The 20,191-nt window shown below is 54.3% G+C and carries 22 protein-coding genes; 10 read left to right on the top strand and 12 right to left on the bottom strand.

Annotated features, from left to right (window positions below):
• Positions 1-316: 316 nt before the first annotated feature.
• Positions 317-1,384: an alkene reductase gene (locus tag BLM14_RS21550; protein WP_162293227.1), complete on the bottom strand. Its 1,068-nt coding sequence runs from the start codon at positions 1,382-1,384 to the stop codon at positions 317-319.
• 467 nt (positions 1,385-1,851) lie between these two features.
• Between BLM14_RS21550 and BLM14_RS21545 the strand changes: the two genes are divergently transcribed.
• Positions 1,852-2,256 (top strand): host attachment family protein, encoded by a 405-nt coding sequence (locus BLM14_RS21545; RefSeq protein WP_100001917.1) that lies wholly within the window; start codon positions 1,852-1,854, stop codon positions 2,254-2,256.
• Positions 2,257-2,479: 223 nt separating this feature from the next.
• On the opposite strand, the gene BLM14_RS31195 is transcribed toward BLM14_RS21545, so the two are convergent.
• The 3 genes from BLM14_RS31195 to BLM14_RS21535 all read right to left on the bottom strand — a co-directional run bounded on the left by BLM14_RS31195 (position 2,480) and on the right by BLM14_RS21535 (position 3,507).
• Positions 2,480-2,644, bottom strand: coding sequence for a hypothetical protein (locus BLM14_RS31195; RefSeq protein WP_157929573.1), 165 nt, complete (start codon positions 2,642-2,644; stop codon positions 2,480-2,482).
• On the bottom strand, positions 2,644-2,754 hold the full coding sequence (locus tag BLM14_RS32740; protein ID WP_418314263.1) for a hypothetical protein: 111 nt from the start codon (positions 2,752-2,754) through the stop codon (positions 2,644-2,646). The genes BLM14_RS31195 and BLM14_RS32740 overlap by 1 nt, the downstream gene beginning before the upstream one ends.
• Before the next feature lie 564 nt (positions 2,755-3,318).
• Positions 3,319-3,507, bottom strand: coding sequence for a hypothetical protein (locus BLM14_RS21535; protein ID WP_100001915.1), 189 nt, complete (start codon positions 3,505-3,507; stop codon positions 3,319-3,321).
• A gap of 604 nt (positions 3,508-4,111) precedes the next feature.
• Between BLM14_RS21535 and BLM14_RS32910 the strand changes: the two genes are divergently transcribed.
• Positions 4,112-4,243: a hypothetical protein gene (locus tag BLM14_RS32910; protein ID WP_472459582.1), complete on the top strand. Its 132-nt coding sequence runs from the start codon at positions 4,112-4,114 to the stop codon at positions 4,241-4,243.
• 1,289 nt (positions 4,244-5,532) lie between these two features.
• On the opposite strand, the gene BLM14_RS21525 is transcribed toward BLM14_RS32910, so the two are convergent.
• Positions 5,533-5,706, bottom strand: a complete 174-nt coding sequence (locus BLM14_RS21525) for a DUF982 domain-containing protein (protein ID WP_237143581.1) — start codon at positions 5,704-5,706, stop codon at positions 5,533-5,535.
• A 289-nt stretch (positions 5,707-5,995) separates the two neighbouring features.
• Complete coding sequence (locus tag BLM14_RS21520; RefSeq protein ID WP_100001913.1) at positions 5,996-6,247, bottom strand: DUF982 domain-containing protein; 252 nt, start codon at positions 6,245-6,247, stop codon at positions 5,996-5,998.
• Positions 6,248-6,742: 495 nt separating this feature from the next.
• On the opposite strand from BLM14_RS21520, the gene BLM14_RS21515 reads away from it, so the two are divergent.
• On the top strand, positions 6,743-7,105 hold the full coding sequence (locus tag BLM14_RS21515) for a DUF6481 family protein (protein ID WP_100001912.1): 363 nt from the start codon (positions 6,743-6,745) through the stop codon (positions 7,103-7,105).
• Positions 7,106-7,183: 78 nt separating this feature from the next.
• On the opposite strand, the gene BLM14_RS31185 is transcribed toward BLM14_RS21515, so the two are convergent.
• Together BLM14_RS31185 and BLM14_RS21510 are read right to left on the bottom strand one after the other, a co-directional pair.
• A complete protein-coding gene (locus tag BLM14_RS31185) occupies positions 7,184-7,324 on the bottom strand; it encodes a hypothetical protein (protein WP_157929570.1) in 141 nt (46 codons plus the stop codon).
• 60 nt (positions 7,325-7,384) lie between these two features.
• Positions 7,385-7,741 carry a hypothetical protein gene (locus BLM14_RS21510; protein WP_100001911.1) on the bottom strand — a complete coding sequence of 119 codons (357 nt, stop codon included), beginning with the start codon at positions 7,739-7,741 and terminating at the stop codon, positions 7,385-7,387.
• Positions 7,742-8,311: 570 nt separating this feature from the next.
• Between BLM14_RS21510 and BLM14_RS21505 the strand changes: the two genes are divergently transcribed.
• From BLM14_RS21505 to BLM14_RS21475, 7 genes are all read left to right on the top strand, one after another.
• Complete coding sequence (locus BLM14_RS21505) at positions 8,312-9,439, top strand: helix-turn-helix domain-containing protein (protein WP_418314262.1); 1,128 nt, start codon at positions 8,312-8,314, stop codon at positions 9,437-9,439.
• Positions 9,440-9,831: 392 nt separating this feature from the next.
• The gene (locus BLM14_RS21500; protein ID WP_472459585.1) at positions 9,832-10,845 is read left to right on the top strand and encodes a UDP-glucuronic acid decarboxylase family protein; all 1,014 of its coding nucleotides are present in this window, start codon (positions 9,832-9,834) and stop codon (positions 10,843-10,845) included.
• Complete coding sequence (gene galE, locus BLM14_RS21495) at positions 10,845-11,831, top strand: UDP-glucose 4-epimerase GalE (RefSeq protein ID WP_100001909.1); 987 nt, start codon at positions 10,845-10,847, stop codon at positions 11,829-11,831. Before BLM14_RS21500 ends, galE begins: the two co-directional genes overlap by 1 nt.
• On the top strand, positions 11,828-13,693 hold the full coding sequence (locus BLM14_RS21490; RefSeq protein WP_100001908.1) for a glycosyltransferase family 2 protein: 1,866 nt from the start codon (positions 11,828-11,830) through the stop codon (positions 13,691-13,693). Before galE ends, BLM14_RS21490 begins: the two co-directional genes overlap by 4 nt.
• Positions 13,633-14,349 (top strand): DUF995 domain-containing protein, encoded by a 717-nt coding sequence (locus BLM14_RS21485; protein WP_100001907.1) that lies wholly within the window; start codon positions 13,633-13,635, stop codon positions 14,347-14,349. The genes BLM14_RS21490 and BLM14_RS21485 overlap by 61 nt, the downstream gene beginning before the upstream one ends.
• Positions 14,346-15,305, top strand: a complete 960-nt coding sequence (locus BLM14_RS21480) for a glycoside hydrolase family 26 protein (RefSeq protein WP_100001906.1) — start codon at positions 14,346-14,348, stop codon at positions 15,303-15,305. Before BLM14_RS21485 ends, BLM14_RS21480 begins: the two co-directional genes overlap by 4 nt.
• Positions 15,306-15,340: 35 nt before the next feature.
• Positions 15,341-15,850, top strand: a complete 510-nt coding sequence (locus BLM14_RS21475) for a DUF995 domain-containing protein (RefSeq protein WP_100001905.1) — start codon at positions 15,341-15,343, stop codon at positions 15,848-15,850.
• A gap of 142 nt (positions 15,851-15,992) precedes the next feature.
• Here the strand turns inward: BLM14_RS21475 and BLM14_RS31180 are convergent, their stop codons facing one another.
• From BLM14_RS31180 to BLM14_RS21450, 4 genes are all read right to left on the bottom strand, one after another.
• Positions 15,993-16,337, bottom strand: coding sequence for a hypothetical protein (locus BLM14_RS31180; RefSeq protein ID WP_133123836.1), 345 nt, complete (start codon positions 16,335-16,337; stop codon positions 15,993-15,995).
• Between the two features lie 423 nt (positions 16,338-16,760).
• The gene (locus BLM14_RS21465; protein WP_100001904.1) at positions 16,761-16,955 is read right to left on the bottom strand and encodes a hypothetical protein; all 195 of its coding nucleotides are present in this window, start codon (positions 16,953-16,955) and stop codon (positions 16,761-16,763) included.
• A gap of 364 nt (positions 16,956-17,319) precedes the next feature.
• Positions 17,320-18,879 (bottom strand): COG3904 family protein, encoded by a 1,560-nt coding sequence (locus BLM14_RS32005; RefSeq protein WP_237143580.1) that lies wholly within the window; start codon positions 18,877-18,879, stop codon positions 17,320-17,322.
• Between the two features lie 504 nt (positions 18,880-19,383).
• On the bottom strand, positions 19,384-20,166 hold the full coding sequence (locus BLM14_RS21450) for a COG3904 family protein (RefSeq protein ID WP_100001902.1): 783 nt from the start codon (positions 20,164-20,166) through the stop codon (positions 19,384-19,386).
• Positions 20,167-20,191 lie beyond the last annotated feature (25 nt).

The raw sequence follows: 20,191 nt of genomic DNA, 5'->3' as shown, positions 1-20,191 counted from the left end.
TCTTCCTCGGTTCCGACATTATGCGGCCCAAGGGAGCAACATATCCTTGCTGATCAGTCGCGGAAAGGATCTTCATCCTAACTAACCTTGGAGGCCGAGGGCAGATCGCGGCGAAGGGATGGGCCTGCTGTGCAGCGACCAGCACGCCGGTGGCCGTGACGTAGGTTTCCGACTGCAGATGCCGGTCCACCATCAGCATCATCTGGTGGATCGTGACGCCGCGCGAACTTTCCGCCGTCCGTTTCAGGCGCGGCGCTTCACGCCGCCGTAATGATCATGGTCCCTGGCGAGCCGATCATGCGATCCTTCGTCTTTGTCAGGCACTTGCGCCTTGGGTGGCAAGCGTCGGATAGTCGGTATAGCCACGCTCATTGCCCCCGTAGAAAGTCGTCTGATCCGGCGCATTGAGTGCCGCGCCCAGCCGGACGCGTTCAACGAGATCGGGGTTGGCAAGAAATGCTGTGCCAAACGCGACCAGATCGGCGGTGCCGTCGTTCACCGCAGCTTCGGCACAGGCCGCATCATAACCGCCGTTGGCGATGTAAAGCCCGCCGAACCGCTGCCGCAGTTCCCGGAAATCGAAAGCCTGCGTGCCCGTTTCGACCGTGTGCAGATAGGCAATATTGTGGCCTGTCAACAATTCGGTGACCGCGTTGAAAACAGCCTGCGGGTCCTTGTCGCTCAAGGACCCGAAGTCGATGACCGGCGAAATTCGCACCCCCACCCGGCCTGCGCCCCACACCTCAATGACGGCCTCACTCACTTCACGCAGGAAACGCAGGCGGTTTTCGATCGAGCCGCCATAGATATCGGTGCGATGGTTCGCGCCGTCGCGCAGGAACTGGTCGATCAGATAGCCGTTCGCACCGTGGATCTCGACACCGTCGAACCCGGCCCGCAAGGCATTTTCAGCGGCGTGCCGGAAGTCGGCAACGACGCCCGCGATCTCCGCGACTGTCAATTCATGGGGAGTTTCGTAAGGCTTCATGCCTCCGCTGGTGAAGATTTCGCCATCGGGGGCGATCGCCGAGGGAGCCACCGGCAATCGGCCATCGGCCTGGACGATTGAATGCGACATCCGTCCGACATGCCAGAGCTGCAGGAAAATTCGACCGCCATCATCATGCACCGCTTGCGTAACGTTCCGCCAGCCTTCGACCTGCGCATCTGTGAAGATGCCAGGAGTACTGGTGTAGCCCTTGCCCTGCGCCGAAATCTGCGAGCCTTCGGAGATGATCAATCCGGCACTCGCGCGCTGGCGATAATATTGGACGGCCAGCGCAGTGGAGACATCGCCGTCGCCGGCGCGACCACGGGTCAGCGGGTCATTTGAGTTCTGTGACCGTCCCCTATGAAGCGGACACGGAGGCGGTGTCGGTAGTATGTCGTCAGGACCTAGTGCAGTCCGCAGTCAGTTCGAGGGAGCAGAGGATGTCGAACAGCAAAAATCCTCAAACTCATCTAGAACAGTGATTGGGACCCTTGAGGCAAGCACCTTGTATCTGGGTTTCCGTTGAAGTTGGTCCGCCGAAACCAGAGATTGCGCACATAGGAGCGTTCGGAACTCTGCCATCGGCTGGCGCGGCCATCATCTTGGCAGGCATCGAGATGATCAATTTGATGCGCAAGGGACAGGCGAGGTATGCTGTCGCTTTGCGGCCTGACCTCGCGTCACTCTCACAGGCGCGGCAGCTTACGGGATAACGACCGGAGCGCGTTAGCTATCTGGCAAGTCATTGCATCTAAATCACGGATGCTGCGTTGTTGTTTCTTGGACTGGCAATTCTGCCATCGTTCATTTGTTTGCTCGTTCCTACTATAGGGTCGGCCATAACGTGGAGAAATTCAGACATGCAGCTTCCAAAAGGCGCGACAATTGCTGTCGCAGATGGTGAAAAATTCAATCTTTTTCAAAATGTTAGTGAGGACGCAATTCCAAAACTAAATGCTCTTGCAGAAGCCGATGTCGACACCGAAACGAATAACGCAAGTGCTGGACGCAAGAGCAGTTCGGCAAATCCCGATCAAGGCCAAGCTAACGAGGACAATTTTGCTGCCGGAATTGCAGACTTGCTTAACCAGCGGGTGCTCAAGGGAAGGATCACTGGCCTCGTTATAATCGCAGCACCCAAAGCTCTTGGAGAGTTGCGAAAGCATTATCATAAGGAACTTGTATCAATCCTGATTGGTGAGATTTCGAAAGACCTGACAGGGCATTCGGTCCAAGAGATCGAAAAGGCTATAGCATCAGCGTGAGCTGGGGATGCTGACGGGGCTTCTAACCTGAGGTTCCTTAGCTCACCATCCTCAATGGTGTTAATGATCGGCTATATTGTCGGGGCTGGTCGCGCCGGCAACGTCAGCATGAAGCAGCATCGCTGAGCGCATTCTCGATCCGGCAGCTCTTTGGCCGCTGGATTTTGCCCTCTCGCGTGTGGCGGTTTGATACGGGCGATTCTGACGGGTTCTGCATGTGCATCTATGTTTGAGCCGAGCCGGCAACATCCCTTGCGGGCTGTCTGCTGGATATAGCCTTCGCGATCCAATGCCCAAAGGTGTACGGATCGATATGGATGATCTGAGGCGCATCCCTCGCGGTGACGATCCAGTCGCGAACGCAGCGCACATTGCGATAGACCGGCATCACGCAGCCTCCTTGGCGATCCGCATGTATTTGTGTGCAGTTCCCTGAGAGATGCCAGAGTCCTTGGCGAGCCATGGACCGAAGTGGCCACGAGTAAAAGTCCGCTTCATCTCAAGCAATCTATTGCCCGCTTCGACCTGCTGATCAGACAAGAGATGTTCCGCCCGAATACAAGCAAGCCTGGCTGAGCTTTGTCCGAAGGATTTATTGATCTGCCGGGACAGAAAGAAATATATCATGCCGGCAAGTGCTGTTGACGACATACGCCGCGCAGCTCATTGGCGATCAGCATCAGATTGCCAAGAGGAAGCCTACCCCATGCTGCTAGCATTCGCGTGCTCGCGTCTCCACGAAATCAGGACATGCCCGTATCAGGTCGGACGTTGCCCATAGGGAGTATTCGTCAATGAGGCCTCCGTTGCCTTCGGTTTCCGCCAACGTCGACAGCACAACGCACATATGCCTTCACCGTGTCTATCCATGATGCGTTGGATTGTACCTCGCGCTCGTGTCTGGCCAGGAAGGGATACGCGTTTGCAGGGATTATTTCGATATCGAACTCGGCGCAAACGGATTGGACTGTCGATATGGTCATGGGAGCACTCTGATTTTGAGGATGCGCCTTGATAGCAACGACAATATCCTTTGTTAAGCTATCGCTTAACGATGTGTACTCAATATTTGGTTTGATCGCGCTCCGCCTCATCCAAGCGCTTCAGCAATTGTTCGAATATCTTATCACTAGGCAGGAGCCTGAATCCGGAGCGAAGGGCTTCTCTGTATTCCGGCCGTTTCGGCTGCCAGTTAATTTTAGCACGCTTTGGCTCTTCGTTGCCGTCACCCATATCCTGGCCCTTGCTCATCCGCCTCTCGAAAAGAACTGGCGGTACCCTCATTGGTTCCGGGCAATTCGTCGAAGAACGGAGCATTGGGATGTGATTGACTCTTCCGGCCCGGACTAGGACAATGCGAATGCGGCACCGCTTCTGTTGCCGGGCCAACTGGGGCGCCTTTTAGATGGAACGCTTAGATCACAAATTAGACTGCAAAGCTTGCGGTACTTTATATCTGGACATTCCCGATGATGTGCGAGGCGTCACACGAATAAACTGCACGTCTTGCGGAAAGTTTCTCGGGTACTGGGGCGAGCTTTCTCGTGATTTCGCCAGACAAGGCGGCCAGGATGGTGTTTTCGAAATGAAGGACGGTCAAATACTTCGCAAGGCATGACATGAGCCCGTGGATAACCACCTAGCCAAATCCGGCTTAACGTTGGAACGTTATCGTACACTTAACAGTTCGAAGGTTGTCAGTGGACACAGATCTGCTCGACAGGGGCCACGTCGTAACCGCCACGGGAGTCCCGCGGCGGGCCTCACCGTTTATTACCATACAGGCGCAGGCTGTGAGCGTGATTGATGTCGATGGAGCCGAGGTTGGCGTTATAACCGTAAGCGAGCGTTGAACATGGCTCTTGGAATGGGGTTAGGTATCGGTATGGGAGCGATGCTTGGAAACACATTGTTTGATAGCATCTCGATGGGGATTATAGTCGGCACAGCAATTGGTGCCGCAGTGGGGTACGCTCTATCAAGATGAGGCCAGCGATCCGCAGCCCGCTGCAGGGCCGGCCGGCTATTCCCGCGCTGGTTTGTTCGGGGCCTGTCGATCCCGTTCGCTTTCCTTAGCATCCGATTTGAAGGTAGCGTCACCGTCGTTCTTGCCTCGCGGATTTGCGCTTGAAACGCCGTCATTATCGGCGCCGTGTCGCGTCCTCGCAAACTGTCCTTGCGTCCTTCTTCGGATCGGAATTGTGAGACTTGTTTGTCATGACCTTACCTCCTTGAACAAGGCAACAGGTCAGAGGCGCATTTTGTTCCGATATTCAGCGCAACAGCCTGTAGTGGAACAATCCTTATTTGCGCTGGTAACTTCTGAATACAGAGCAAGCACCACCCGAGTTCGAGAGACCATTGAGATGGACAGTTACCACGCTGCCTCTGCGCCTGATGTCATTGATTGCCGCACTGCCGCCGGACAATGTGAAACCAAAAAGCGTGCGCCGCCGGAAGAAAGCTTTAAAGAGTTATTCTTCCCGACGTTGGGGAAAAGTATATGCCTAGCGTCCGATTGATTGTCCCACACGAGATCCTGACAAGCCGTTCTCAAATTTGACAGTATGCGAGAGGCTTGCGCCGCTCTCCAGGAACATGAGGTCGTCGATGTCGACGGCCATGGCCCGATGACACGCGACGAATTCATCGCTTATTGTTTCGAGCATAAACTGGACAATAACCTCTGCACTGTGCGGAACAGTCCCCCGTAGTGCCGGTGCTTATCTCAAACACCCAGACGTGCTCTATGAGACATCAATCCGTTGTGATTCCTGCGTTAGTCGCGATGTTTGCGCTATTTGCGGCACTGGCCTTTCAATCGCGGGACGAACCTACGCAGGACCAACCCGGACAAACTCCACCGCCGGATCAACCCGGCGCTGGAGCAAATTGATCACTGTTGGGTCTCTGTTGGATTAAGCAGCCGTTCAAGAGGGAAGATCGAGCACGAGCACGCGTCCAGAGATCTTATTAATTCATCAGTCTGCATAGCAGTTCTGCAATAGCCCGCGTTGGGTGTCGCACTGTATTTAATCGTAAGAATGCGGCCGTTCATGCTTCACACTGCATTTAATGTGAGAATGAAGTCGCAAGGATTTATAAGCGGCGTCGGGGCGTCGCGCTCATCGAGATAGTCACCTCGAGTTGCATACCGAACGCAGATCCACATTCGAAGTTCCACATTAAGGTCGGCGGCGGTTGACGCAACGACTCGGCGATCGAGTATGCAACTTCAGGCGTTCGACCTTTTTAGCACCCCGCCGGGGTGGCCGATCAACGCTGCACCGAGGTTAGATCGATGTAGATATCAGCATTGACGGCGGCGTAGACCAAAGCGTCGCGGGCAGCGGCAGCGCCTGTTTTTCCATTCAAAGCGTACCTGCAGATCTGCAATGCCTTCTCGCGCGTCGGATGATCGTTGGGCCATCTGTGCTCCAAGACAAACATCGCATGCTCAACAGACCTGACGATGCGAGGACGCCCGCCTTCGACCTTCAAACATACAGGTGGAAACCTCATATCTTCCATTGCACCTTAACGCCGATTTAAAGCGCATGTTCCTCATGATAGTCATCCAACGAATGTCGATCGGCGCTGTACTGTGAGAGGGCCAATGAGTTGGTGGTTCGTTTGATGGCGTGGGTCATTGCAGCGGAATCTAGATTGTCCGGAATGTTGCAGGACGAGAAACCCAGAAAGTGTGTAAGCTGCTTCAAAAACGCTTGAAGTGCAATTATTAGCGCTCTTCCTGAATATAAATGTCTGATTCTTTCGCCGCCTCGATGAAAGCTTCGCGGGCAGCGCTAACACCAATTGCCTTCTCCATCACATCCAGACAAGCAATGCGGGCCTTCAAGTGCGTCCGGCCTTTTTCTGCCGGCCAATCATGGGCAAGGAACTCCCCAGCCTCTTCTACAGATGTTATGGTCCGATAGCGGCCGACTTCTTTTGTTGCAACGGTGACGGATCTGAACGGATATTTGCGCATGTTCAGAAACGCGACGGGTGAATTGCGGTTCCAGCGGCCGAGGATATAGTCATAGTTAGGCGTGCTTTAGGAACGGATGTGGAAAAGAAACTCGATAGCAAACTCGAATGCCCGAAATGTCAGACGATTTACCTTACGCTTACCCAAAATGTGAATCATAGCGATTCGTTGCAGTTCCTGCGTGGATATCTCGGAACCTGGGCTGAACTCGATCGGATTTCATCGCCCAAAGCGGTGAGAGCGGCATTTTTGAAGGGAGTGGAAGGAACCGTGGGGTAACGAATAGGCCGCAAACCCATGCCGTCTTGAATGGAGCAGGCGGCGGATGGGCAAAGCAGTTGCGTGGACAGTGCGGTTGTGTGCGCTTCCCGATGGTAAAGGGACATCGCCAAGTCCATGGCGTTTGGATTTATGAGTACATGCCTAGTGCCCGGCCTTTATTTATTTTACAATCATTCAGAACAGAACGCTTGCAACCATGGGACAAACTATCGATTGAAAACGCTCAAAGAATTGGCGGAACGCCGTGCAGCCGCAGTCGCGGCAAAGAAACTGCTTCTAAAGAAGTTCGAGACCGCACCGAAACCGAGCGACCCTGACATGGTTGCGAAAAGCGCCGAACGCGAAGCGGTTGCCGCAGCCCGTGAAACACGGCGTGTAGAACGCGAACGATCAGTCCAGGAAGAACGTGATCGGCAGATCGTAGAGGCTGCAGCAGTCGCTCGTGCTGCATCGGCGCAGGCGGATGCGCTCGAAGCTGAAGCTAAAAATCGTATCGCGCGCGTGGCGACCGATAATGCCGAACGGAAGACGGAGCGCGATCGGCGGTATGCTGCCCGCAAAGCCAAGCAACGCTGAATGTTTCACGTACCGTTATGCGTGAACGAAGTCGAGACATCGACGTGTTCGAGCACTAAATTGGTAAGCAGTTAAATCTCACGCCTTGTTTGGCGGGCCGATGTGCTCCTGACCGCTCATGGTATAAAGCTGAGCGTTGCGCGTCACGATTTCAACCTTGGTGGCGACTTCGATGAGCGCCCCCTGCCAACTCGCATTTCCATTGCAAGCTTGCTGCAACGCGCCTTCCAGAATGTGGAAGAGGTTATCGTCACGGACATCGGTCGCGCATGTTCAAGGTCAATACCATCGACGACGCGTATCGGTCAAAGTCTGTCCAACGGCGACGCCCAACAGGAAAGCAACAATACCGACGATGCCAAGTACAGAAGTCGTGGTGCCGGGGTTTGCACGGGCGATCTCGGAAACCGCTTGAGCTTGCGTCCGCAATTGCTGCGTTGCCCGTGATGACAGCGACGATGCGTCGTCAGACAGGTCCGAGGCCTGCTCGTGCGCATTGTCCAAAACTTTGGTGCTCCGCTCCGCAATAGTTCTGTTGATTTTCGTGATCTCCTTTCGGAGGGCTGCGATCTGTTTCTCCAAGTATTTTTGGATATCGTCGGCATTCGGGGCTGCAGGTTCAGGTGCGTCGGCCATTGAACTGTTCCTTGAAATGGAGCTGGTAAGGAACGGCGCTCAAGCCGATTTGTTCCGGAGCGAGCTTGAGCTGCATGGATGAAAGGGCGCTTCGCCAGCCGGGCGGGTGGCGCTCCATCGACAAGCCTGCTCAGCTTGTTGCTTTAGCGGTTCGGGCGTACCCCTTGACGTGAGCAGATCGCGCCCGGGGAGAGCAGTTAAGTTCGTCGTGTATTTGAGTTCATTCTTGGTATTTGAAGTGTAATTTGTATGAAATGGGCGATCTGATGGGGGTTCGAACACCATTCGGTCTCGTGTGAGCCAGCTGCGAAGAGGTTGCGCAAGGTCCGATGGGAAGAACTGGGCACCTCTTGACGAGGCTGATGAAATTGGCCGTGTGAAAGCAAGCATGCGTGAGTCTGGAGCCGAATAGTCGGCCACGCCACGGCGATGATTGGAACCTAAATCGCGCAGGACTGTTGCTGAATGCCGGGCGACCTGTTCAGCAGAATTTCGGAGGATAAGTTGCCGGACGCTCCAAAGAAGGGACAACAGCGACCAGATCGGGTTCCAATCGCTGGACAAGACGCAATCCAGGACAAACCTGGCTTGCCGCCACTTGCCGAACGGCGACGTTGGCCCCGGCATCCAAGTCCTGCAAAGGAAGGCAGCCTGCCGTTGGCGCCGGCATTGGAACCGCTGCAGTTTTCCACGCGCGATCTGGTCCCGGCAGATCAGTTTGCCACCTGGCAGGCCTACCTGGCGCCGCTGATTGATATCAAACTGCCGGATGGCGTATCGCCGGAGGCGGGATTTCCTGCCGACCACACCGCCTGGAACCTTGGCAGTATGCTCATCGTTCAACAGCACGCGCCTCCCCACAGCTATATACGCTCAGCTACCAAACTGAGATCAAACTCAATAGACCATTGGCATATTGTGTTGTTGCGTACTGGCCGGACATGGACGGAAGTTGACGGGCATGTTTCGGAGGGGGCGCCGGGAAAAGTGGAAGTGAGGTCGTTGGGCCACCCATTCAGAGGTCGATCGACCGACTCTCAAAGTCTCGCGTTCTATCTGCCTCGCGAACTGTTTTCAGACGCTACACCGTCAGCTGATGTGAACAATAATACCGCACTGACCGGGACCTATACGGACCTTTTGATCGAATACATGGATAATATCGAGGCAAGACTTTCGAGTCTGGCTGCCGCAGACCTTCCGCAGGTGGTTCGGACAACACGCGATATGATTTTGACGTGCCTGTCAGCATCGGCAGAACAATCTGGGCCAGCAGAGACGCAGGGCAATCTTGCCCTGATGGAACGTGTCCGCCGTTTCGTTCAGAGCAACTTGAACTCGCCTGGTCTCACATCTGATATCCTGTGCCGGGAACTCGGTATTTCGCGCACACGGCTCTACCAACTCTTCGAGCCGAGCGGTGGGGTCCATCACTACATTCAAAAGCGCCGCCTTCTTTCAGCGCATGCTGCGCTGAGCAATTCCGCCAACCGCCAGCAAATCGTCGAGATTGCTTCAGCTGTCGGATTCACTTCCGCTGCCCACTTCAGCCGAGCCTTCAGCAAGGAATTTGGCTACAGTCCGCGCGAGGCGCGGATTGTGGCTATTCCACCCTACTTTGCCCATGCAGTTGGCCCCGTGGAAGTTGTAGACGGCGCCCATTCCTTCGATACTTGGCTCAAGTCGCTTGGCCATTGACGCCAAACTTCCGTCACAAGGCATGATGACATAGGGCAAATGGCCCGATAGCCGTCGCGGCCACTTACGTTGCGCCTTCTATCAACGCAACGGCTCTATCGTTTCCTTTCACCCTTTCCTCGTGCCAACCCCGTCCCGTGCAAAACATGGCTGGGGGACATACTGCATGATGTTTCATTGCAGAAATGGACGCTGTGGTAAGTTTCCGGATGCGCATCTAACGACAGTTGACGCGCAAGCAAGTACACAAGAACCATAAGAAACAGCGCCGATTAACAGTTCTTTGACCTGATGAAGTACATGGCCGATGTACTCTATATGAGCAAAGTATAGGCGAACTTTTTGGGGTCAGATCAATGAAGCGTATGCGTCCAATACAAAACCGTCCCAGTATAAATGCAGTCTTCAGCGACGTCCGTGTCATCAGCTCGACGCAACGCGCCCGGCACATTCTCGTCACCGGTGGTGCAGGCTTTCTTGGATCGCATCTTTGCGAACGTCTTCTCAAGGCGGGCCATACGGTCATCTGCCTTGATAATTTTTCAACTGGGCTCGAACGCAATATCCGCCATCTGCGGAATTTCGAACGTTTCAGTGTCGTAAAACACGACGTTGTTGATCCGATCAATATCGAGGTCGATGAAATCTACAATCTTGCCTGCCCGGCATCGCCGCCGCATTACCAGGCCGATCCCGTCCAAACAATGAAAACCTGCGTCCTCGGTGCGCTCAATCTGCTCGAACTGGCAGCACGCACCGGTGCCCGCATTTTCCAGGCCTCGACGTCCGAAATATACGGCGATCCACTGGTTCATCCGCAGGTTGAAGGTTACTGGGGTAATGTGAATTCCTTTGGTCCTCGCTCCTGCTATGATGAAGGTAAGCGCTGCGCCGAAACGCTATTCTTTGATTTTCACAAGAAACATCACGTCGAAATCAAGATCGTCCGCATATTCAATACCTATGGTCCGAATATGCGCCCCGATGATGGCCGTGTTGTATCAAACTTTATCGTGCAGGCGCTGAAGGGCCAGGACATAACTATTTATGGTGACGGCTCGCAGACCCGTTCATTCTGCTTCGTCAACGATCTGATTGATGGCTTTCAACAGATGATGGCAACGGAGCCGTCCTTCACCGGTCCAGTTAACCTCGGCAATCCCGGTGAATTCACTATTCTGGAACTCGCACAACAGGTCATCAAGCTTACCGGATCCCGTTCAAAAACCATTTACAACCCGTTGCCGACAGACGATCCGCGCCAGCGTCGTCCCGACATATCTCTCGCCGGGCAAGAACTCGGATGGCAGCCAAAGATACCACTCGCCATTGGTCTGGAGAAAACGATCCATTACTTTGATCGTCTCCTGGCCGAGCAAGCGCATGAACTTGCGGAGATTGCGTGATGTCGGCGCGAAGGGTTCTGGTAACAGGCGGCGCCGGATATATCGGCAGCCATACCGCCAAGCTTCTCCATTCTATTGGCATCGAACCGATTGTTTTTGACAATCTGGTTACGGGCAACCGCTCGTCGGTGCGCTGGGGAGAATTTGTGCACGGCGATATCCTCGATACGAGCAGCCTGACGCGAACCCTGACGCAATTTAAACCCGACGCAGTCGTACATTTTGCTGCATCGGCTTATGTGGGCGAGTCCGTCGAGGATCCTTCAAAATATTATCGCAACAATGTCGTCGGGACCTTGTCGCTGCTGGATGCCTGTCGCCACGCCGAAATTGACAAGGTCATTTTTTCCTCAAGCTGCGCTACGTACGGTGTTCCGGATTGTCTTCCCATTACCGAAACGACGCCGCAGCAGCCGATCAATCCTTACGGGCGCACGAAGCTCATTGCCGAGCATATACTGCAAGACTTTGCAGCCGCCTATCGCTTGAAATATGTGGCGCTGCGTTACTTCAATGCTTGCGGTGCCGATCCGGAAGGCGAACTCGGTGAGTGGCACGATCCGGAAACACATCTGATCCCACGAGCATTGCTCGCGGCAGGAGGAAAAATTCCCCACCTTGCCGTCTTCGGTGACGATTACGAAACTGAAGATGGAACCTGTGTCAGGGACTATATCCATGTGTCGGATCTCGCCCGCGCTCACGTGCTTGCGCTTGATCATCTCATCAAGGGCGGCCAAAACCTTTCCGTCAACCTTGGAACCGGGCAGGGCTCGTCGATAGGGGAGATTCTCGGAACCATCAGCCGAATTACCAAACGCGAAGTACCGGTTGAAATGCATCCAAGACGGGCTGGCGATCCGCCCGCACTTTATACCGATCCGGCTTTCGCACGCAGCGCACTCGGATTTTCGCCTGAATATTCGGATCTCGAGACCATCGTGCGTACCGCTGCTCCCTTCTTTGGTCTGGGGGCACCGGCATGACAAACGCGCGCTACACAACTGCGATGGAGAGAGCCGACCCGTCGAACGTTCCGGTCCTCACAGGTTATCGGCGAAAAGAATATCTCGCCGGCGCAGTCGTGTGGCTGGCATTGCTTGTCTATTTCTGGGCCTGGTGGTTGAGGCCAGAGCATTATATTGGCTTTTGGGGCTTTTCCCTGGTCACAGCCGTCCTGGCCTGGGTGACCCTGCTGCCAGCCTACTTCATCGCAATATTCTATCGCGCGCAGAAGCCCAGCGGTCCGCTTCGTTTGCCTGTGGGCAGCCGTGTCGCCATGGTTGTAACCAAGGCACCGACCGAGCCCTTTTCGATCGTTGCCACCACACTAAAGGCGATGCTTGCTCAGGAGTTTCCCCACGACACGTGGCTTGCTGACGAAGATCCGTCGCCGGAAACATTGAACTGGTGCAACGAGCACGGGGTCTTCGTTTCAACGCGAAAGAACAAACCAGACTATCACCGGACAAGCTGGCCGCGCCGCACGCGCTGCAAGGAAGGCAACCTTGCTTTCTTCTACGATCATTTCGGATATGACCGCTATGATTTCGTCGTGCAGCTAGATGCAGACCACGTCCCTGAAGCCGGATATCTCATTGAAATGCTGCGCCCCTTTGCCGACCCGTGCGTCGGTTATGTCTCGGCGCCGAGCATTTGTGATCGAAATGCCTCTGAAAGCTGGTCTGCACGCGGGCGCCTTTATGCCGAAGCCAGCATGCATGGTTCGCTTCAGGCCGGTTACAATTACGGTCTCGCACCCCTTTGCATTGGATCACATTACGCTGTTCGGACAACCGCGCTGCGTGAAATAGGGGGGCTCGGACCGGAGCTTGCCGAAGATCATTCGACAACATTGATGATGAACGCCTATGGGTGGCGCGGCGTACATGCGCTTGATGCGATCGCCCACGGCGACGGACCTCGCACATTTGCTGATCTCGTCACACAAGAATTTCAATGGTCGCGCAGTCTTGTCATGCTGCTTCTGCAGTATTCACCGATCTATGTTCCCCGCCTGCCGCTGAGACTGAAGTCCCAGTTTCTGTTTTCACAGCTGTGGTATCCGCTTTTTGCCCTGTTCATGGCCCTGATGTTCTTCATGCCGATTGTTGCGCTCCTGCGCCAGGAGAACTTCGTCGCGGTGACCTATCCGGACTTTCTTGCCCACTTTGCACCGCTCTCCATCGCCTTGATGCTATTGGCCTATCGTTGGCGCGCAAGCGGCTCGTTCCGGCCATTCGACGCCAGGATTTTGAGCTGGGAGACGATGTTTTTCCTCTTCGCGCGCTGGCCCTGGGCCTTGGCAGGAACCGTTGCTGCTGTTCGTGACCGGATGACTGGCTCGCATGTTGATTTTCGCATCACGCCCAAGGGATCATCGGAAGTCGATCCGCTCCCTTTGCGCGTTCTCATGCCTTACGGCGTCTTGTCAATCGCGTCGGTACTACCCGTTCTGCTCGTCGAAAATGCCGGCGAAACACGCGGGTTCTATATCTTCGCCACCATCAATGCCGTCCTCTACACACTCCTATTGGTGACGATCGTCATTCAGCACGCCCAGGAGAATGTCGTGCGCTTTCGCACAAGAACCTATCGTCCGGCGATGGCTGCGAGCCTGCTCGGCCTCATCCTGCTTCCAGGAATTGCGACCGTCGAGCACGGAAAGGAGGGACTGGAATCCCTTGCGTTCGGCACCGGCCGATTGAGCCTGTTTGAAGCGAAATACGCCGTGTCAGGCGCAGGCCTCGGCGGCGGAGATCTGCGCAAATTGACATTCAGGCCGCGATGGCTGCCGTCGAATACCAGCTTGTCACAAGAAGGGCTCAGGGAGAGCGAAACAAAATGAAAAACCCAACAATGAGAACGGGCAATTTGAAGTCCGCCGCGGAGGAAAGTGCGATGACACAATCATTAAAAGTTGAAAGGAAAAGGGCTGGCGCCCACCGGTCGTTGTGCTGGCCCCTGCTCATCTCGTGCTGTCTGTCGGCCATCACATTCGCCGATGTTTCACGAGCAAGTGAAGGTCCTGTTCCATCAGCGGCCCGGCCAATGACGGGTGTGGAGCTTTACGAGCTTTACCGCGACAAGTCCTGGGCCTGGTCCGATGGTGCCGGACGCTTTGACGATGAGGCACGCCGTTTCACGGCCAGAACCGGTGCTGGTAATACGGCCACCCGGGCGAAGGGACGATGGATCGTGACCGATGATGGTCGTCTGTGCCTCGATGCCCAATGGCATACGGTCTCCGGCGTTCATGCCAATAAAACCTGCTTTGCTCACAGGTTCGAACGCGGAACGATCTATCAAAGGAAGGAACCTTCCGGGGCCTGGTATATCTTCAGGCACGCAGTTCCCACTGACAATGACGAGTTTGTAAAGCTGACGGCCGAACATCTCGTCTCGCCGGACCTGGCGACCATAAAAACCCATCTCGATGATCAGAAACGACTGGCCGGCAATACCTCGCCGAAAATCGCCAGCAGCAGGAGGAAATCGCAATGACCAACAACAAAAGTCGAACAGCAATTGCCGTCACTGTGGCAACCCTGTTCCTGTCGGGCACAGTCCTGGCGGCGAGCATTCCCCGCGGCATTCCGACAAACCGGCCGCCCCATGCCGGTCATGTGACCGACAAACGGCCGGTTGTCGGCGCAGACGCCGTCACTTTCGGTGCGTACGATCCGCACGGGGACTTTACGGACGACGCCAACTCCAGGATCGAACACCTTTTCCTTCCGTGGGAGGATGTCGATCTGTCGTCACTGTCTGTGGCCGATGAATATGCCCGGCAACGCGGGCGCAAGCTTTTGATAACAGTGGAACCGTGGTCGTGGTCCAAAGATTGGCGATCGACCTCAGAAGAACTTCTGCAGGGCATTCTGGCCGGCAGATATGATCGCAACATGGCCGCTGTATGTTCCACGGCAGCAGCGCTCAAGAGCCCTGTAACCATTCGCTGGGCCCAGGAAATGGACGAAACCGACAATCAGTTCACCTGGGCACACTGGAGCGCCGGCGACTACGCGACGGCCTACCGGCGGATGGTGACTGTATGCCGCGAACATAACAAGTCGGCCAGTTATATGTGGTCGCCCAAAGGCAATCCCGGCCTTGCCGCGTTTTACCCTGGGGACGATGTCGTCGATATCATCGGTCTTTCGGTGTTCGGCCTGCAAAAGTACGACAAGGATAATTTTGGAGGAGAAAGAACATTCGCACAGGCGCTCGCGCCCGGCTACCGGCAAGTAGAACGCTTCGCCAAGCCTGTCGTCGTGGCCGAGCTCGGCTATGAAGGCGATGCACCCTACGTGCGCAACTGGGCGGAAAATGCTGCCAGGAAATACCCGGAATTTCCAAAGCTGGCGGCCGTAGTCTATTTCAACGACAAGGAAGTCTACCCTTGGCCGAAACCCTACGGGCTTCCCAACTGGCGGGTTGTCAACGAAGTCACCAATTAGAACGGGCGCACAAGACCCGATCAGGAGAAACAAAAATGTCTGGATTTCGAACACTAATGCTTCTGGGCGCCATTGCCGGCGCTGTGAGCACACTTTCGTCCGGCGCTGAGGCAGCACAAAGCAAAATGACGAAGCCGCCGGTAGATTCAACGCCGCTGACCAGCGAGGAACTGTTCAAGCTTTACAACAATCGATCCTGGATCTGGAAAGAAGGTGCCGGCTATTTTGCAGTCAAGCAGCGCCAGTTCAACGCATGGACTGCCGAAGGGAAAGGCTCATACGGCCTTGGGCACTGGTTCCTTACCGATCCTGGGAAGCTTTGCTTCAAGGCGACCTGGTACGCAAAGGCAGGCAACGCCATAGCCTTGACCTGTTTCAGTCATCGCAAGAAGGGCAATGTCGTCTTTCAGAAGCGTGAACCGGAGGGTGAGTGGTATGCATTCAAAACAGCTCCAGCAAGCCTCAGCGATGAGTATCGCAAGGTCCGACCAGGTGACTATGTTACTGCGCGGTTCAATCGAGTGCGGACAAGATTGTCACAATAGATCAGATCGAAGGCATGCCGCCATATGGTCTGAATGGATTTTAAGCCGAGCCGACAGTTCGGCTTAAAATCCCATTGCTGTGCCCTGGTGCCTTGTACAATCCGCTTTGGAACGCTCTTGATCAGACGCAATGCACAGGCATTCATCTTGCAAAGCAGCTTGAGGTACGTCCAAAACCACTTGGGGTGCAGATATAGGGGGCCCGGCCCAGATACCTTGCTTTTACAACGGTTTCAGAAATCACTCTGACGTTTTTGATGGCTTTCCTTGTCGTAGTTTCTTTCAGAGGGCTTGAATAACCAAATTCTGTCGAACGCGCTTGCCCCTGTGCCATTTTCGTTGGCATTGCAGCACAAGAGGAAACAGCGACGACCAAGGTAGCTGTCAGCACACCTCTCGCCAGGTTTTTTATATGTGCAACTCCGCCCTCTGCTGGCTTGCATTTTTTAGTTACTGAAGAAATGCGAGTATTAACCTCATTAATCATCTTTAGACGCTCCCCATCTTGAATGTATAGGAGTTCTACTCTGAGATACATTTCAGTGCATTTAAACGAACAGATACAATTGGAACGAATCGAAAAATTGATACATCTGACGGTGTGCGAAAGCCGCTAGCGAAATGTGAAAGCCCAGTTCAATCACGGCCTCATGTATTTCAACGGCGCCGATGTACCAATAGATGATGCGCGGGATGCCGAGTAGCGGGCGCATATTTTCCGTTTTATCGCTTCAAGTGCCTACCGGCCTACCGCCCTTGCAAGCCCTTTCATAATTCCACGTGTCATTTGTCCCGCGCGTGCGTTCATTTCGGCCCGGCTTATAAGCCCGGAGGCAATGCCACCCTTAGCCGACGAAAGTGATGAGGTATTCATATTCTTTGCCACCCCTCCCGGATTGAATAATCGAAGCTACTCAACGATCGCATGCGGAGGTGAGAGCAGAGACGCTGTAAGATGCTCATGGACGGCCTCAAGAATAATGTCGTTGACGCCCAAGGTGTTATCCAGTGGCGCTCGCGATCCGGCTGCGCGATTGAGCCGTTCGCTCAGCTCAGGTGGGAGAGCAATCAGATATTCGGTCGACTCTTTTTCGTCACTCGGCATTTCCCAGTCTCACAGTCCATTCAACTTGCCTACAATGGGCATAGCTAACCAATTGTACTTAGTGTTTCCGCCCCAGTCTGCTCGGAAACTGCGGTCGTCGCGCTTTTTCCATGCCCTGTGATCTTGCATTGTAGAATTCTAGGAACCAATCGGATTCGGCGGAAAATCAGCTATTATCGGCATTTTCAAAGGAACGGTTGTTTACCAAGGTTGAGTTTGAACAGACCAGATACAGTCGGGCCCTGGGTGGACCTACTCACAATATGCGTTATTCACGCCATAGTAGGGGTGATTGCAACCGCCACTATGGACGCGACCTTCGTCTCAACCATATGCCTTCCTTATTGCAAGGCCTCGGATGCATTTATCCAGCGGGTTTTGGCAACGGCTCAATGCGAATGTAGGGGTTCGCTGGATCATAGGAACCTCTTGGTTCGCCGGTCCCCGGTGAGACGACATCGATGATCAGTACACCGTGTGGACCGACGAGATAATCAATGCCGGCGCACAAATGAGCGAGCGAACGAAAATCGAGGTATCGGAATTCGCTTTCGGCAAGAAACGCTGCGTCGTCCCAAGCCTTACCCTTTAGCGCGAAATAACCTGAACTTTTCAGGTAGTTGGTGCCTTTCTTCTTGTTGATAGAGGAACCTTCACAAGCACCTCCCGCCAGTTTGGACAGTTTAAGGTTGCGGAGAGTTTCGGCCTCGGGAGTCGCAAGCTTGCGGGAGAATTTGCTCAAGTACGTATTCTTGACTGGATCGTTAGTCATCGTCTTGCGCCAACTGGCAGGGTATTTTTCTTGAGCATGCAATGCACACGGGAGGCCAATTAATAGTATGCCCGCAAGCAAGGAGAGGGATCGGCGCGTGGTGGAACGCGGAAAAACAGAGATATCGATCATTTGCTGCACACTTTTGCTTGTTAGAGGAACGTTGTTGGCACTGAAATCAAGCCATCTGTGATCGCGGCCTTGTTTAATACGAGCTCGTCTGGACCAAGCGGCCTCGGCGAGAAGGACGGAAGAGTGCCGCCCAAAATGATCGGAACGTGACCACACGGCACGATATTCATATGTGGTATGTTCGACACAATTGGCAGCCCGCTGCTGCGTTCGGCAGACCTTAATCGCTGTAAGGTCATCCACGCCGCCAGACGAGCTTACCAATTTTGCCTGAAGTGCCTGTTCCGGTGAGAGGTACGACATATCCTTCGGCGATGTCGCAAGCATCCAGTCAAGAAGAATTGGATTAACGCCCATACTGGTAAAATAGTCGGCAAACGTACTGTATTGTGATGGCGTCAACTTGGTGGTTTCTGAGGACACCGTTTTTCTTCTATTTTTAGCACTCGCCCGCGTGTGCGTCGTCGTGATTTGGTGGACGCCGATGCGTCCGTATGGTCCTGCAACACGGACAACACCGCCAGCCAGGATAAAAGCACAAGCAGATTCGCAATTGCCGAATGAATCGGCATATCCCAAGTGAACAGTGTTTTTCTTTTTTGAACCACCCGGCTTGCACTCGCTCGGGTCAGGAAGGCATTGGTTAATGCGTGTGCTGCCGACGGCTACGTCGAGAAATCGTTGTCGAATCATCAGCCCCAGTTCCATTGCCGCGCGAACATCCCCGCCACCCGAATTGAGCACGACGGGGAATTGCTGGTCACCCATCTGCTTGAGCACCTTACTCAACTTCGAGGGCGATTCAGAAGTTATTCGACCAGTCGCCACAATCCATTGGGGGCAGATCGGCTCGCAAAGAGAATTTCCGCTTCGCACGATTTCGAAATGCATCGGCGGATCCAAATCTACTTTCGGTTTCTTTGTTGCGGCAAAAGCCCTTGAAGCAGGCAATACCTGGAGAACAATGATCAGAACGATCGACAGTCTGTTAAGCACGGCTAATCCAATATTCATTTTCAACCCAAGTGGCCCCGCTCGCTAGAGTCCGTGCCTTATCAAGTCCGCTTCCTTCGCGCGCCCGCGCTTTATGCACGGGCCCATCTCCGCACTGCCGAATTTGACTCCGGATTTGATGCACCGCCGGTAGATTGAGACCATGGGATCTTTGTGCGCGATACAAACACCTATCTCCCAATCGGCCAAGGCCCTGCCGTTCTTTCGGCATTCCAGATACAGCTTGGTGCCTTGCGAATGATAAGCGACACAGGTCGCCATGGATGGCGACCCGGGCGTCGCCCCCTCTTGGATACAGGTCCGCTTATAATATGCGACCGAGCTCGGCGAGTGGACGTCGAGTCCGTCGACATTCTCAGTCGTGCAGCCGGCTAATATCAATATTATGGAAAGACAGGAAAAGGACTTCTTCATGGTGCAACCCGGCCTCTAAGACGTCGCCTCGAATCTGCCCGCCGCCAGTGCAGGAAAGCATTGCGGCAAGCCATCAACCAACATGTTTCTAACGTGTTAGTTCGTTGAGCTCCTCAGGATACAATTGTCCGGAGGGAACTCCTTCTTGCACAGGCCTGCAGAAGTTAGATCATTTGAATTCCCAAAATCCGTGACAATGCTAAAGTCACGCATCTCTTCAGAGGTCAGATCTCTCAACTTCTTCGTCGAGAAGATGATTGGAACCAGACCGCTGCCAATCCCCATTTCGCCGAGATATGCCTCAACATCAGGCTTCGCGCGGGCACTCGTCCCCATGTGAACACCCATAAAGTTTTGGTCAGATCTCAATCGCGCAAAGCCGCCGACAAAGAGGTAAACACACGCGGAGTCGCACGAGGCTTTGCCTGGATAAGAGGAGCCACCGTAAGCTATTTTATCGGTCCAAAGTGGCTTGCAATTTTTCTCATCGGGCGCGCATTTTTGAAACCTTGTGTGACCGACTGCGATGTCAAGTTGCTTCGCGCGGATCATGCGGCCCATTTCCATGGCGGCATAAGTTTCGCCGCCCGGCGATTCAACAATTACGGGTAGTCTTCGACCATCCAACTGCTTCAAAAATTTGGCCAACAGCTTGGGTGTTCGCTGCTCAATCGTACCGAAAGCGTAGATCCATTCGGTGCATAGCGGTTCACACTTGTCTTCCGCCTCACGCACGATGGCAATTCGCATCGGACGATGGAGGCCGCCGTCGGTCGTCTCCGCGCTGACGGGTGCCGCAATTCCCAATAGTACAAGAGTGGTGAATAAACCGAGTAGAAACTTACTTGGCCCGATGTGATTAAGATAAGACCGACGCATTAGATGATTCCTGACCAACCAGCTG

Origin of the sequence: Phyllobacterium zundukense (assembly GCF_002764115.1) — a bacterium.
Lineage (GTDB): Bacteria > Pseudomonadota > Alphaproteobacteria > Rhizobiales > Rhizobiaceae > Phyllobacterium > Phyllobacterium zundukense.
This window is presented reverse-complemented; position numbering and strand designations above follow the sequence as displayed.

Excerpts from the sequence above, each read along its gene's own strand:
- BLM14_RS21545 (WP_100001917.1), top strand. The coding sequence starts at position 1,852 with ATGCAGCTTCCAAAAGGCGCGACAATTGCTGTCGCAGATGGTGAAAAA.
- BLM14_RS31195 (WP_157929573.1), bottom strand. The coding sequence starts at position 2,644 with ATGCCGGTCTATCGCAATGTGCGCTGCGTTCGCGACTGGATCGTCACC.
- BLM14_RS32740 (WP_418314263.1), bottom strand. The coding sequence starts at position 2,754 with ATGAAGCGGACTTTTACTCGTGGCCACTTCGGTCCATGGCTCGCCAAG.
- BLM14_RS21535 (WP_100001915.1), bottom strand. The coding sequence starts at position 3,507 with ATGAGCAAGGGCCAGGATATGGGTGACGGCAACGAAGAGCCAAAGCGT.
- BLM14_RS32910 (WP_472459582.1), top strand. The coding sequence starts at position 4,112 with ATGGCTCTTGGAATGGGGTTAGGTATCGGTATGGGAGCGATGCTTGGA.
- BLM14_RS21525 (WP_237143581.1), bottom strand. The coding sequence starts at position 5,706 with ATGTTTGTCTTGGAGCACAGATGGCCCAACGATCATCCGACGCGCGAG.
- BLM14_RS21520 (WP_100001913.1), bottom strand. The coding sequence starts at position 6,247 with ATGCGCAAATATCCGTTCAGATCCGTCACCGTTGCAACAAAAGAAGTC.
- BLM14_RS21510 (WP_100001911.1), bottom strand. The coding sequence starts at position 7,741 with ATGGCCGACGCACCTGAACCTGCAGCCCCGAATGCCGACGATATCCAA.
- galE (WP_100001909.1), top strand. The coding sequence starts at position 10,845 with ATGTCGGCGCGAAGGGTTCTGGTAACAGGCGGCGCCGGATATATCGGC.
- BLM14_RS21490 (WP_100001908.1), top strand. The coding sequence starts at position 11,828 with ATGACAAACGCGCGCTACACAACTGCGATGGAGAGAGCCGACCCGTCG.
- BLM14_RS21485 (WP_100001907.1), top strand. The coding sequence starts at position 13,633 with ATGGCTGCCGTCGAATACCAGCTTGTCACAAGAAGGGCTCAGGGAGAG.
- BLM14_RS21480 (WP_100001906.1), top strand. The coding sequence starts at position 14,346 with ATGACCAACAACAAAAGTCGAACAGCAATTGCCGTCACTGTGGCAACC.
- BLM14_RS21475 (WP_100001905.1), top strand. The coding sequence starts at position 15,341 with ATGTCTGGATTTCGAACACTAATGCTTCTGGGCGCCATTGCCGGCGCT.
- BLM14_RS31180 (WP_133123836.1), bottom strand. The coding sequence starts at position 16,337 with ATGATTAATGAGGTTAATACTCGCATTTCTTCAGTAACTAAAAAATGC.
- BLM14_RS21465 (WP_100001904.1), bottom strand. The coding sequence starts at position 16,955 with ATGCCGAGTGACGAAAAAGAGTCGACCGAATATCTGATTGCTCTCCCA.
- BLM14_RS21450 (WP_100001902.1), bottom strand. The coding sequence starts at position 20,166 with ATGCGTCGGTCTTATCTTAATCACATCGGGCCAAGTAAGTTTCTACTC.